This window comes from Paracoccus alkanivorans (genome assembly GCF_003697785.1).
Classification (GTDB): Bacteria; Pseudomonadota; Alphaproteobacteria; order Rhodobacterales; family Rhodobacteraceae; genus Paracoccus; species Paracoccus alkanivorans.
In genome coordinates this window covers 772,466-785,575 of record NZ_QOKZ01000001.1, presented here as the reverse complement: position 1 = coordinate 785,575, position 13,110 = coordinate 772,466, and the positions used below count along the sequence as shown (strand labels likewise).

Below are 13,110 nucleotides of genomic sequence, written 5' to 3'. Positions count from 1 at the left end.
GCGGATATGGCCGATAACAATCCTACGCCCGCAGTCCGGCAAAAATCATCGGATCGAGCGAGGATTGCGCGAAGGTCGGGCCATCGACCAGAAGGCTGACGGCATCATGCGAATGCAGCGATTCCTGGTGGCTGGCGATGATGCGGAAATCGCCGACCCGCGGCTCGGCCTGCAATTCCTTGGCAAAGGCCCGCACCGCATCCTCGACAAAGATCGGATTGGCGGCGTTCAGCTCGGCGAAGGCCTGTTCATCCTCGCGCTTGACCATGACCTGGGTTTCCGTCGGCACTGCGCGGCGGCAGAGTTCGACGATATCCTCGAACCATATCTTTTCCGGCCCGTTCATCACCAGCGAGATCCGGGCGATCGAGCGCTGCGAATGCGGGGTCGCGAGGCGCGAACGGGTCTCGCGCGCATGTTCCGACAATTCCAGCGAACAGGGGCAGGTCGAGGAATACACATAGTCGAAATGCATCACCCGCAGCCGCTCGCCCTTATGCTCGATCACCTCTTGCGAGATGTCGTAATATTGCCAGCCGGACAATCCGGAGCGCAGCGAGTCGACCCGGATCGGGTAAGAGAAGCACATCTGGATCCGGGCATCGAACGCCTCCAGATCGGCCTTGTAGTCGTCCAGCGCGGCTTCCAGAACCTTGACGCTGAAAAGATGATCGGCATGGCCATAGAAGGAACGCATGATCCGGCTCATGTTGATACCCTTTCGGTCGGCTTCCAGGCTGACCGTGCCGGTGACGCTGGTTTCCAGCGTGATCTCTCCGCCATCGCGGGTCTGATAACGGATCGGCAGCCGGAAATTCGAGATGCCGACATGCTGTATGGGCGCGCGTGCGCCGACGATCAGGCTGGCCGGGCCGTTCTGCAGGTCGGGCAGGCTGGCCTTGTAGGTGTCGTCGACACGGAATTCGGCGTCGTAATCGCGGCTCAGTGCCGGATAGGCCGGAACCATCGGACGGGCTTCGGTCATGCGGTCATCCTCCTTGGGACTGCACCCGTCCATATGGGCACAGTCCGAACCATTCTAAAGAGATGATTATCGTAAATCACCCCCGGAATCCGGCGGTTTGGGACGTTTTGCCGAACTAATGGTCCAGTGCCTGCCGCAAATCCCCGATCAGGTCCTGCGCATCCTCCAGCCCGACCGACAGGCGCAGCAGGCCCGGGGTGATGCCAAGCCGCGTCTTGTCCTCGTCGGAAAGACGCTGATGCGTGGTCGTCGCGGGATGGGTCACGATGGATTTGGCGTCGCCCAGATTGTTGGAGATCCTGACGATCCGCAGCCGGTCAAGCGTGGTGAAAGCGGCGTCCTTGCCGCCCTCGACCTCCAGCGCGATCATCGTGCCGCCTGAACCCATCTGCCGCATCGCCAGTTCGTATTGCGGGTGATCGGGCAGGCCGGGATAGATCACCTGCTTCAGCCGGGGATGGCCCTGCATCGCCTTTGCGATCGTGGCGGCGCTGTCGGCCTGCGCACGCACCCGCAGATCCATCGTTGCCAGTCCGTTCAGCATGATCCAGCTATGGAACGGGCTGATCGCCCCGCCGGTATGTTTCAGATAGGGCTCCAGCGTGCCGCGGATATAGTCCCGCGTGCCGCAAACCACACCGGCAAGCGCCCGCCCGCCGCCATCGATATGCTTGGTGGCGGAATAGACGATGACATCGGCACCCAGTTCGACCGCGCGGGAAAACACCGGGGTGGCAAAGACGTTATCCGCAACGACGAGTGCGCCCGCCGAATGAGCGAGATCGGAAACGGCCTTCATGTCGATCACTTCCAGCCCGGGGTTCGAGACCGACTCGAAGAACACCGCCCTGGTGCCGGGGCGGATCGCGGATTTCCACTGATCCAGATCGGTGCCATCGACGTAAGAGACCTCGACCCCGAATTTCGCCAGCAGGTCCAGGACATAGAGGCAGGAGCCGAACAGAGCCCGTGCCGCGACAACGTGGTCGCCCGGCGCGCAAAGGGAAAACAGCGCGCCATTCACCGCCGCCATGCCGCTGGCGGTCGCGAAGGCGTCCTCGGTGCCTTCCAGCGCGGCCATGCGGTCCTCGAACATGCGGCTGGTAGGGTTGCCGTAGCGGGCATAGATGAACTCGTCCGGGCCGCTTTCGACAAAGCGTGCCTCGGCCTGCGCGGCGCTGTCATAGACGAAGCCCTGCGTCAGGTAGATCGCCTCGGCCATCTCGCCATACTGGCTGCGACGGGTACCGTGATGGACGGCCTGTGTGCGGGGGTGAAGCCCCTTGGCTGACGTGACGCTCATATCATGCTTGCCTCTTGCTGGTTCCAGCGGATTAGTCCGGCAGGGATGTCATTGCAAGCCCGGCGCACTCAGGCCCGGTATGTCGGGACCATGTGCAGCCGGGTTATCGTTCCAGTGCCGCCAGTAGCAGCCGCAGCGCATGATCTACTGTCGCCGCGCGGACCTGCCCCCGGCCGATGGCGCCGAATTCGACGGTTTCGGTGGTGGTGCCGAACGCGTCGGCGATGCCGAAACAGACCCGGCCCTCGGGCTTGTGTTCCGAACCGCCGGGCCCTGCGATGCCGGTGACGGCGACGGCCAGGCTGGCATCAGAGCGGATCAGTGCACCCGAGGCCATCTCGGCCGCGACGGCTTCGCTGACCGCGCCATGACTTTCCAGCGTCGTTACACGGACGCCAAGCATCTGCTGCTTGGCGGCGTTGGAATAGGTGACGAAGCCGCGATCCACCACGTCGGAAGAGCCCGGCACTTCGGTCAATGCTCCGGCGATCAGGCCGCCGGTGCAGCTTTCCGCGGTGGCAATCGTGACCGCGCGGGCGCGGGCGGCCTCCAGGACATCGGCGGCGAGGCTCATAGCAGCACCAGATGCGCGATTGCGGCGGCAATCAACGTGGCGATACCGGCAAACAGACCGGCCCAAAGATCATCCTTCATCACGCCGTCAACGCCGCCCTCGCGGTCGGCACGCCCGACCAGCCAAGGCTTCCAGATATCGAAGAGGCGGAAGAAGGCAAAGGCGGCCAGCCAGCCGGGATAGGGAAAACTGCTGGAAGGCATTTGTGCAAAGAAGAAGGCGGCCGAGGGGAAGCATAGTGCGAGCCACTGGCCGGCCACCTCATCGATGACGATTTCGCTGCGGTCCGGATCGGCCATGCCCCGGGTATAGCGGCGGACAGACCAGAAACCGGCAATGGTGACAGCGACGGTGGCGATTGCCAGCAGGGGAAAGTGGCCGATGCGATGCAAGAGCACACCGAGAAGGACCGCGACCGCAGAGCCCCATGTGCCGGAGGCGGGGCGCAGCAGGCCCGCGCCGAACCAGGTGCAGAGAAGTCTTTCCATGGCTCTATCCCTTGATCAGGCTGGCTGTCGCGATCGCCGCGATACCCTCGCCCCGCCCGGTAAAGCCGAGCCGCTCCGAGGTGGTGGCCTTGACGCTGATGCGGTTGGCCTCGGTTTGCATCACCTCGGACAGGCGGGCCTGCATGGCGCTGGCATGGGGGCCGATTTTCGGCATTTCGCAGATCAGGGTCACGTCCACATTGGCGAGGCGAAAACCCCGCTCGCGCGCAAGGTCGATGGCGTGGCGCAGGAAGATTTCGCTGGCCAGGCCCTTCCATTGCGGATCGGAGGGCGGAAAATGGCGGCCGATGTCACCTTCGGCCAGCGCGCCATAGATTGCGTCGGTCAGGGCATGCATGCCGACATCGGCGTCGGAATGGCCTACCAGACCCGCGTCATGCGGGATGCGGATGCCGCAGAGCCAGACATGGTCCCCCGGCCCGAAAGCATGCACGTCGAACCCATTGCCCAAGCGGATATCCATCGCGCCCCCCAGCAGCTTCTCGGCGCGGGCGAAATCACCCGGCCATGTGATCTTCAGGTTGTCTTCGCTGCCCTCGGTAATGGCAACCGGATGACCCATCTTCAAGGCCAGCGCCACATCGTCGGTGGCACCTTCGGGATGGGCACGATGGGCGGCGATGATATGGGGCAGGCGGAAGCCCTGCGGGGTCTGGGCACGATACAGCCCGTCGCGTGGCGTGATGCCCGAAACATGCCCCGCTTCCCCGTGCCAGAGCGTGTCTGACACGGCCAGGCCGGGGGCGGCGGCGATGGCGTCGCCTTCCAGCGCGTCGATGACCCCTTGAATGACCGGCGCTGGCGTCAGGGGGCGGGCGCCGTCATGGATCAGGACATGGCTCGCCTGACCTTCCAGCGCCGTCAGCCCGGCCATGACGCTGGCGGAACGGGTCTCGCCCCCGGTGACGATGGTGACGGGGCCGGCGAATTGGGCGATAGCCGCCCCCATATCATCCTCGTGAACGACAAGGACGACCCGTTCGAACCCGGCAAAGGCATCCAGCGCACGGGCGAGCACCGGACGGTCGCCGAGATCGCACCACTGTTTCGGTTGCGTGCCGCCGGCACGAACGCCGCGCCCGGCAGCGAGGACTATGGCGGCATAGCCTGCGGGCGCGCGGATCGTCATGCGTGATCGGGCATGTCGCCCTTGATGGCGCGGGCGAAGGCGGTGCGATAGAGCTCCGACAGATCGGCCAGCAGTGCCCGGTCATCGCCCAGGGTGACATGATCCCCGCCAAAGCGTCCCACGGCCGCAAGTGGCACCCCGGCGGATTTTGCGGCGGCGATCAGGGGCTCCACGGCATCAAGGGGGCAGGCGATCAGGTAGCGGGCCTGATCTTCGCCGAAAAGCTGGGCGATATCGGCGCTGTCGAGGGTCAGGCCAATGCCCGCAGCCTCGGCCATCTCGAACGCGGCCAGCGCAAGGCCGCCGTCGGAAAGATCGGTTGCTGCGCTTACGTGCCTGCGATTGGCGCGCAGGAATTCGCCATGTTCGCGCTCGGCCCTCAGATCGACATGCGGGGCGTCGCCCGCCTCGATCCCGAAAGCCTCATGGGCCAGGGCGGATTGGCCCAGATGCCCCGCGGTCTCGCCTATGACCAGTGCCAGATCGCCCTCGGAGGGAAGGCCCGCGATCAACTCGTCGATATCCCCGATCAGGCCGACACCGCCGATGGTGGGGGTGGGCAGGATGCCCTTGCCGTCGGTTTCGTTGTAGAGCGAGACATTGCCCGAGACGATGGGGAAATCCAGCGCAGCGCAGGCCTCTCCGATGCCCTTGATGGCACCGACGAACTGGCCCATGATCTCGGGTTTTTCGGGATTGCCGAAATTGAGATTGTCCGTGGTGGCCAGGGGCGCGGCGCCGGTTGCGCAGAGATTGCGATAGGCTTCGGCCACGGCCTGCTTGCCGCCCTCGTAGGGATTGGCACGGACATAGCGCGGGGTGACGTCGCTGGTGAATGCCAGCGCTTTCCGGGTGCCATGCACGCGCACTACCCCCGCGCCCAGTCCGGGACGGCGGATGGTGTCGGCACCGACCTGCGTGTCGTATTGCTCCCATACCCATGCCTTATGGGCGTAGTTCGGGCTGCCGATCAGTGCCTTCAGCGCGGCGATCGGAGTGATTGCGGGCAGTGCCGGGGTCGGGCCTGCCGCCGGGGTTTCGACCCAGGGACGGTCATATTCGGGCGCCGAGGAGGACAGTTTCGACAGCGGCAGATCGGCCTTCACCTCGTTGCCATGCAGGATCAGGAACCGATCCTCGGGGATGGTTTCGCCTACGATGGCGAAATCGAGATCCCATTTCTCAAAGATTGCCCGCGCCTCGGCCTCTTTCTCGGGCTTCAGCACCATGAGCATACGCTCCTGGCTTTCGGACAGCATCATCTCATAGGCGGTCATGTTGGTTTCGCGCTGCGGCACCTCGTCGAGGATCAGCTTGATGCCGAGGCCGCCCTTGTCGCCCATCTCGACGGCCGAGCAGGTCAATCCCGCCGCACCCATGTCCTGGATCGAGATCACGCTGCCCGAAGCCATCAGTTCAAGGCAGGCTTCCAGCAGGCATTTCTCGGTAAAGGGGTCGCCGACCTGCACGGTGGGGCGCTTTTCCTCGATCGTGTCATCGAACTCGGCGCTGGCCATGGTCGCGCCGCCAACACCGTCGCGCCCGGTTTTCGCGCCCAGATAGACCACCGGCATTCCAACGCCCGAGGCGGCAGAGTAGAAAATCTTGTCGGCATCGGCCAATCCGGCGGCAAAGGCGTTCACGAGGCAGTTGCCGTCATAGGATGCGTGGAACCGCACCTCGCCGCCGACATTGGGCACGCCGAAGCAATTGCCGTAAGAGCCGATCCCCTCAACCACGCCCTTGACCAGATGCGGGGTCTTGGGATGCTCGGGGCGTCCGAAGGATAGCGAGTCCATCGCGGCGATGGGGCGCGCGCCCATGGTGAACACGTCACGCAGGATGCCGCCCACGCCAGTCGCGGCACCCTGATGGGGCTCGATATAAGAGGGGTGATTGTGGCTTTCCATCTTGAAGACCACGGCCTGACCGTCGCCGATATCCACGACGCCCGCATTCTCGCCGGGGCCGCAGATCACCTGTGGGCCTTCGGTCGGCAGGGTGCGTAGCCATTTCTTTGATGACTTGTAGGAACAATGCTCGTTCCACATCGCCGAGAAGATGCCCATCTCGGTGAATGTCGGCTCGCGTCCGATGATCTGCAGGATGCGGTCATATTCATCGGGTTTCAGCCCGTGCGCGGCGATCAATTCCGGGGTGATCGTCGGATCCTGCATGATTGGCCCTTCCTGCCGGTGGAGTCAGCCGCCTTTTATGGTGAGTTGCACGGATTGGGAAGGGCAATGCGATCCGGAAAGGCGATCCCGCGAACCGAAATCCCGGTCCGCGGGAGCAGGGCAGAAAGAACCATGTGGCGCCTGCGGCAATGGTCAATTGTTCCGTAGCTTTCCGTCAGGAGGACAGAGGTCTCATTGGATGTTTTGTGTGCCGCGCGACGAGTTGCCGGATTTGTGAGACCTTGGCCGGAATGAGACGGGCGGGCGATGGAGCAAAATCCGGATCGAAAAGCTGTGGGAACAGTGCTTCGATTTCCTTCCGGGAGTCGGCAGGCACGCTTTTCAACGCCTCGGGACCGATGAACAGACTTTCGGTTGGGGTTTCTTCCGCAAAGATGATCTCGTGCCGGTCGAAGAGGATATGCCAATAGATTACGCTATCCACATCGGAAACGATCTCGATCCCATCGATCCCGACCAAGCTGATGGCAGGAATGAGGATCTGGGAGGTCCCGAACATTCGCTGCACGATATTCGAGCTGACAAGTATGCGGTGCTGTCGGCTGACGAGCAGATCCCGCTGAGGCAAATCCTGCCCGAGCGCACTGGCTTTAATGCGAATCGGTAGCAACTTGGGATTCACAGCAAGATCGGTGGCCGATATCCTGGTGGCGCCGATCCAGCGAATTTCCTGGAGGCCGTGATCCATCGTGCGCACGCGGTCGCCGACCTGAAGGGTTTCCACCGCTTTTGCGCCAGTATCGGTATCGATCAATGTGCCGGATGTAAAACAGGTAGCTCTAGGAGGAGGGGGCGGTTCCTTCCGGATTGGCGGGGGAGGGGGGGATTCCGGCTCGGATGGGGCAGGAGGCTCTTCCGGTTCGTCGGACACAAAGGAGTCATGATCATCGTAATAAAGCTGATAGGCATATTCATCGCGGACCAGCTCTCCCCGAACCGCATTTCTGCCGATGTAGAAGGTCTTTGCGGGATTAGGAAAGTAAAGCTCCACTTCGCTTGTGCCGTCCGGTTCCCCCGGCTGATCCTTTGAACCCTTCAGGCCCTTTACATTCGGGTTTGCCGGCAACTCCCCGATCGAATGCCCCTCACCCAACCTGACGACAGCATTGCCATCTTCAATCCACTCAATAAGATTGATGTGCGTTACATTGCCGTCAATATCTTGATAGGCGAAATTGGCGAAATCACCGCTGTCCAGATAAGATATATCCACGCGCAGAACATGCGCCGGTTCGGTGAAGCTGTGGCCATGCAATTCCGCCGCTGTCTGGCTGTCGTCACCGATAATCCAATAAGATGGCGGCCCGGCATAATAATAGGGGGTAGGCTGACCGCCAGCGGCGTAGACCATCATCGACGTGGAATCGCCATCTGCATCCGTATATGATTGGGGCGTGGTCCCATCCCCGTCATCCGTAACCTGAACCCAAGCCATATCTTGTTTCCCTGACCATCCAAAAGTTCTTCTGGGCAGTCATGCAGTCAAAAAAACTAAACTTGAGTTTAGGGGAAGGCCTTTCTAGAACCATTTACGCTGCGAATTTTATCAATTTTGCCCCGCATAGGCATGGATGCACCATGTATGGGGTAGGCGGGAGATGCTGCGGAATGCCTGGCGGGCAAAAAAAAGCCGGGCACGAGGCCCGGCCTAAGTCCAACAGGGAGGTAGAAGGTGATGAGCGATTACGCAAACCATCGCCTTCGAAGACCGATTTATGTGCAGACTGTGCACCATTCAAGGGGAAACATGCTGCGTGCGCAGCATAGCGGGCATGCAGTGGCCGAATGGCTACAGGAAAAAGTCGTAATTATTGCGGAAAATACGCCAAATCGGCGAATTTTCGCCGATGACGCGGCCTTGGTATAAGGTGCGGTACTTCGCGGCAGGACCAGTTCGATTCAGCCTGTCGGCCCCGCTCCTGCCTCGATTATGAAACCGGTGGTCTGTCAGCGGATTGCGCCTTCACTCTGGCTGCGGCGATAGGACTGGATCTCTTCCAGCACGAAATCCCGAAAGACCGCGACGCGCCGGGTCTGGCGGAGTTCCTCGGGATAAGCGAGGAAGACCGGCACTTCGGCAGAATCGATATCGGGCAGGACCCGCACCAGTGCCGGGTGATCCGCCGTCAGGTAGTCGGGCAGAACACCGATGCCGACATGGGCCAGAACGCCCTGCAAGACGCCGAAGTAATTGTTCACCGTCAGGGTCGAGGCGATGTTCTGAGCCATGATTTCCTGAATCAGGCGGGCGCCGGCCGCGACTTGCGGCTGGTCGATCTTCTGACAGATGAGCCGGTGGCTGGACAGATCCGCCATGCAAGTGGGCGTGCCGGCGCGATCCAGATAATTCTGCGTCGCGTAAAGCCGCATGCGGATATTCAGCAGCCGCCGGCGGATCAGGTCGGATTGGCTGGGTTCCTTCATGCGGATGGCGACGTCGGCTTCGCGCATGGGCAGGTCGAGAACGCGTTCCTCCAGCATCAGGTCGATCTTGAGATCCGGGTATTTCTCGTAAAGCTTGACCAGGCGCGGCGCCAGCCACAATGTGCCGAAGCCGACCGTGGTGGTGACCTTCAATTCGCCCAGCACATGCTCGGTGCTGTCGCGCATCCTGGCCGAGGCACTGTCAAGCTTGCGCGCCATTGAAGAGGTGGCTTCGAACAGAAGCTCTCCCTGCTCGGTGAGAATCAGCCCGCGGGCATGGCGGTGAAACAGGGTGGTTCCCAGTGCTTCCTCAAGCGCGCGGATCTGCCGGCTGACGGCGGATTGCGACAGATGCAGCGTATCCCCAGCATGCGTCAGGCTGCCGGCATCGGCGACCGCGTGAAATATTCTTAACTTGTCCCAGTCCATCGCTGTTACAATCCTGCCTTGGCAGCCATGCGTTTTTTGCAAATCTGCCAACCACCTGCCTGTCCGCGCGCTTTACGTCAAGCCGGGAATTAATCCTTTATCGGTCAGCTATTCTGACCTATAATCCCTGTAAGCCCTTCGGGCATTGGAGGAGACGCAGGATGAGCAAGCAAGAATTCTCGCTAGCCGACCGCTTTGACCTGTCGAAGCCGCACGTATTGTTGAACGGCACGCAGGCACTTGTGCGGCTGATGCTTATGCAGGCGGCACGTGACAAAGCCGCCGGTCTGAACACGGCGGGTTACGTGACCGGTTACCGCGGCAGCCCCCTCGGGGGCGTCGATCTGCAGATGATGCGCGAAGGCAAGCGGCTGACCGAGGCCGGCGTTCTCTTTCAACCCGGCCTCAATGAGGATCTGGCCGCGACGGCTATCTGGGGCAGCCAGCAGGCGGAACTGCGCGGCGAGGGCAAATATGACGGCGTTTATGCCCTTTGGTATGGCAAGGGGCCGGGGGTGGACCGCACCGGCGATGTGATGCGCCATGCCAATATGGCCGGTTCGTCGAAACATGGCGGCGTCGTGATGGCCATGGGCGACGATCACACGGGAGAAAGCTCGACCGTGCTGCATCAGTCGGACTGGGCGATGATCGACGCCTATATCCCGGTGCTGTCCCCGGCGGGGGTCCAGGAAATCCTAGATTACGGCCTTTATGGCTTTGCGCTGTCGCGCTTTGCCGGGGTCTGGACCGGACTCAAGACCATGAAGGACACGGTAGAGGCGACGGCGGTGGTTAATGGCGACCCGCACCGGCTGACCTTCGTGATGCCCGATTTCAGGATGCCCGAGGGTGGGCTGAATATCCGCCTTGGCGATACTCCGGTGCTGCAAGAGGCGCGGATGATCGACCACAAGCGGTGGGCGGCAGAGGCTTTCAGCCGGGCCAATCGCATCGACCGCAAGATCTGGGGCAAGCCGGGCGCCAAGATCGGCTTCGTCGCGGCGGGCAAGAACTGGCTGGATCTCGTGCACGCTCTGTCGCTTCTGGGGATCGACGAGGCCGAGGCAGAGCGCCTGGGCCTGACCACCTACAAAGTTGGGCAAACCTGGCCGCTGGACATGAAGTCCATGCAGGAATGGTCCGAGAATCTGGAACTTATCGTCTGCGTCGAAGAAAAACGAAAGCTGATCGAGGTGCAGTTGAAAGAGGCGATCTTCGATAATCGCCACGGCCGCCGGGTGCATGGCTGGAAACATGATCGCACCGGCGAGGAACTGTTTCCCACGCGATATGCGCTGGACCCGGTGATGATCGCGCAGAAGATCGGCGGCATCCTGATCGAGGAGGGGCGCGGCACCGAACATATCAAGGCCGGGCTGGCCCGGCTGACCGAGGTCCTGCGCAACGACAACGCCTCCGAGATCGCGACCCGCACGCCGTGGTATTGCTCGGGCTGTCCGCATAACACCTCCACCAGATTGCCGGAAGGAAGCCGCGCCTATGCCGGGATCGGCTGTCACTACATGGTGCAGTGGATGGGCCGCGAGACCGAGGGTTTCACCCATATGGGCGGCGAGGGTGTGAACTGGGTCGGAGAGGCTCCGTTCAGCAAAAGGCCGCATGTTTTCCAGAACCTTGGCGACGGAACCTATAACCATTCCGGTTCTTTGGCGATCCGGGCGGCCCTGGCTGCGGGCACCAATATCACCTACAAGATCCTCTATAACGATGCGGTAGCGATGACTGGCGGGCAGCCGAACGAGGGCGGATTGAACGCGCCCCAGATCGCGCGGGAGCTGACCGCGATGGGCGTCGATCCGGTGATCGTCGTCTATGACGAGAAAGAGGATGTAGACCGCAAGCAATTCCCCTCGGGGCTGCGTTTCGAGGAGCGCGCCGAGATGATGAATGTCCAGCGCGAACTGGAATCGGCAGAGGGTGTCAGCGCCATTCTCTATATCCAGACCTGCGCTGCCGAGAAGCGCCGCCGCCGCAAGAAGGGGGCGTTTCCTGACCCCGATCTGCGCATCTGGATCAACCCCGAGGTCTGCGAGGGCTGCGGCGATTGCGGGGTGCAGTCAAATTGCGTCTCGGTGGTGCCGCTGGACACCGAACTGGGCCGCAAGCGTCAGATCGACCAGTCGAGCTGCAACAAGGATTACTCCTGCGTGAACGGCTTCTGCCCCAGCTTCGTCTCGGTTCGCGGCGGCAAGCTGCGCAAGCCCAAGGCAGAGGCATTCGAACTGCCGGACCTGCCCATGCCCGCGCTGCCCGAGATAGACGGCACGCATAACGTTGTGATTACAGGTGTCGGCGGAACCGGAGTCGTCACGATTGGCGCAGTTCTGGCGCAGGCGGCGCATATCGACGGCAAGGGGGCGGGCATGATGGAAATGGCCGGGCTGGCCCAGAAGGGCGGCGCCGTGCATATCCATCTGCGCTTGGCCAACCAGCCCGAGGATATCAGCGCCATTCGGGTTGCCGTGGGCGAGGCAGATTGCGTCGTCGGCGGTGATCTGATCGTGACCGCGGGGGCCAAGACCATCGGCCTGATGACGAAGGGCCGGACCGGTGCCGTGGTCAACGATCATGAGATCATCACCGGCGATTTCACCCGTTTCCGCGATTTCCAGGTGCCATCGGACCGGCTGAAACTGTCGCTGGAGGCGCGGTTGGGCGATAATGCGGCATTCTTTGATGCCAATGAACTGGCGCTGCGTCTGCTGGGGGACTCGATCTATTCCAACATGCTGGTGCTGGGGGCCTGCTGGCAACGGGGACTGTTGCCGCTCACCTTCGAGGCGATCATGGAGGCGATTCGCCTGAATGGCACCAAGGTCGAGGAAAACCAGCGCGCATTCCAGATCGGACGATGGGCGATCGCTTTCCCGGAACAGGCAACAAAACCCGCGAAGATCACCGAGCTTCCGGTTGATCCGATCGAATATCGCGCTGCCCGGCTGGTCGATTACCAGGGCAAGCGGTTGGAGAAGAAATTCCGCAAGCTGGTTGAAGCCGCACCCGGTGATTTGCGGGAATCCGTCGCGCGTGGTTACTACAAGCTACTGTCCTACAAGGATGAATACGAAGTTGCGCGCCTGCATCTGGACACCGCCGGCCGGGTTGCCGAGACATGGGAGGGGGATGTGAAACTGTCCTTCCATCTTGCTCCGCCGGTTCTGCCGGGCAGGGATGCCGAGGGACGCCCGAAGAAGCGCGAATTCGGGGCGTGGATGCTGAAAGGCTTCAGGCTGCTGGCGGCAATGAAGGTTCTGCGCGGCACGCCCTTCGATCCTTTCGGTTATATGCCCGAACGCCGCCGCGAACGCGCCATGATCCGCGAATACGAGGCCGATATGCGCGAGGTTCTGGCGGCGGTGACGGACGCGACCATGCCCATCGCGATCGAACTGGCGGAACTGCCGCTGACGGTGCGTGGTTTTGGCCCTGTCAAGGACAAGGCGGCGGACGAGGCGGCGCAGCGGCGCGAGGAACTGTTGGCGCAATTCCGCTCGGGCGGAGCGCCGCTTCGCGAGGCGGCCGAGTAGCCGGGTCT

The 13,110-nt window shown here is 62.2% G+C and carries 9 protein-coding genes; 1 reads left to right on the top strand and 8 read right to left on the bottom strand.

All coding sequences use genetic code 11. The features are described 5' to 3' along the window. Positions 1-22 precede the first annotated feature (22 nt). The 8 genes from folE2 to C9E81_RS03865 form a co-directional block, all read right to left on the bottom strand. Positions 23-985 (bottom strand): GTP cyclohydrolase FolE2, encoded by a 963-nt coding sequence (gene folE2, locus C9E81_RS03900; RefSeq protein WP_122110966.1) that lies wholly within the window; start codon positions 983-985, stop codon positions 23-25. Positions 986-1,100: 115 nt separating this feature from the next. Continuing rightward, positions 1,101-2,288: an O-succinylhomoserine sulfhydrylase gene (gene metZ / locus C9E81_RS03895; RefSeq protein ID WP_122110965.1), complete on the bottom strand. Its 1,188-nt coding sequence runs from the start codon at positions 2,286-2,288 to the stop codon at positions 1,101-1,103. Between the two features lie 103 nt (positions 2,289-2,391). Then, positions 2,392-2,862, bottom strand: a complete 471-nt coding sequence (locus tag C9E81_RS03890; protein ID WP_122110964.1) for a CinA family protein — start codon at positions 2,860-2,862, stop codon at positions 2,392-2,394. Next, positions 2,859-3,350, bottom strand: a complete 492-nt coding sequence (locus C9E81_RS03885; RefSeq protein WP_122110963.1) for a phosphatidylglycerophosphatase A family protein — start codon at positions 3,348-3,350, stop codon at positions 2,859-2,861. The genes C9E81_RS03890 and C9E81_RS03885 overlap by 4 nt, the downstream gene beginning before the upstream one ends. A gap of 4 nt (positions 3,351-3,354) precedes the next feature. Beyond that, entirely contained in the window at positions 3,355-4,500 is a 1,146-nt protein-coding gene (locus tag C9E81_RS03880) for a bifunctional 2-C-methyl-D-erythritol 4-phosphate cytidylyltransferase/2-C-methyl-D-erythritol 2,4-cyclodiphosphate synthase (RefSeq protein WP_122110962.1), read from the bottom strand. After that, positions 4,497-6,677 (bottom strand): phosphoribosylformylglycinamidine synthase subunit PurL, encoded by a 2,181-nt coding sequence (purL, locus tag C9E81_RS03875; RefSeq protein WP_122110961.1) that lies wholly within the window; start codon positions 6,675-6,677, stop codon positions 4,497-4,499. The genes C9E81_RS03880 and purL overlap by 4 nt, the downstream gene beginning before the upstream one ends. 175 nt (positions 6,678-6,852) lie before the next feature. Then, positions 6,853-8,133: a Hint domain-containing protein gene (locus C9E81_RS23090; protein WP_243698479.1), complete on the bottom strand. Its 1,281-nt coding sequence runs from the start codon at positions 8,131-8,133 to the stop codon at positions 6,853-6,855. Positions 8,134-8,645: 512 nt separating this feature from the next. Then, positions 8,646-9,551 carry a LysR family transcriptional regulator gene (locus C9E81_RS03865; protein ID WP_122110960.1) on the bottom strand — a complete coding sequence of 302 codons (906 nt, stop codon included), beginning with the start codon at positions 9,549-9,551 and terminating at the stop codon, positions 8,646-8,648. 161 nt (positions 9,552-9,712) lie between these two features. On the opposite strand from C9E81_RS03865, the gene C9E81_RS03860 reads away from it, so the two are divergent. Beyond that, positions 9,713-13,102 carry an indolepyruvate ferredoxin oxidoreductase family protein gene (locus C9E81_RS03860; protein WP_122110959.1) on the top strand — a complete coding sequence of 1,130 codons (3,390 nt, stop codon included), beginning with the start codon at positions 9,713-9,715 and terminating at the stop codon, positions 13,100-13,102. Positions 13,103-13,110 lie beyond the last annotated feature (8 nt).

Bases quoted from the DNA above. Each gene is read 5' to 3' on its own strand.
- C9E81_RS03860 (WP_122110959.1), top strand. From the start codon at position 9,713: ATGAGCAAGCAAGAATTCTCGCTAGCCGACCGCTTTGACCTGTCGAAG.
- folE2 (WP_122110966.1), bottom strand. From the start codon at position 985: ATGACCGAAGCCCGTCCGATGGTTCCGGCCTATCCGGCACTGAGCCGC.
- metZ (WP_122110965.1), bottom strand. From the start codon at position 2,288: ATGAGCGTCACGTCAGCCAAGGGGCTTCACCCCCGCACACAGGCCGTC.
- purL (WP_122110961.1), bottom strand. From the start codon at position 6,677: ATGCAGGATCCGACGATCACCCCGGAATTGATCGCCGCGCACGGGCTG.
- C9E81_RS03885 (WP_122110963.1), bottom strand. From the start codon at position 3,350: ATGGAAAGACTTCTCTGCACCTGGTTCGGCGCGGGCCTGCTGCGCCCC.
- C9E81_RS23090 (WP_243698479.1), bottom strand. From the start codon at position 8,133: ATGGCTTGGGTTCAGGTTACGGATGACGGGGATGGGACCACGCCCCAA.
- C9E81_RS03880 (WP_122110962.1), bottom strand. From the start codon at position 4,500: ATGACGATCCGCGCGCCCGCAGGCTATGCCGCCATAGTCCTCGCTGCC.
- C9E81_RS03865 (WP_122110960.1), bottom strand. From the start codon at position 9,551: ATGGACTGGGACAAGTTAAGAATATTTCACGCGGTCGCCGATGCCGGC.
- C9E81_RS03890 (WP_122110964.1), bottom strand. From the start codon at position 2,862: ATGAGCCTCGCCGCCGATGTCCTGGAGGCCGCCCGCGCCCGCGCGGTC.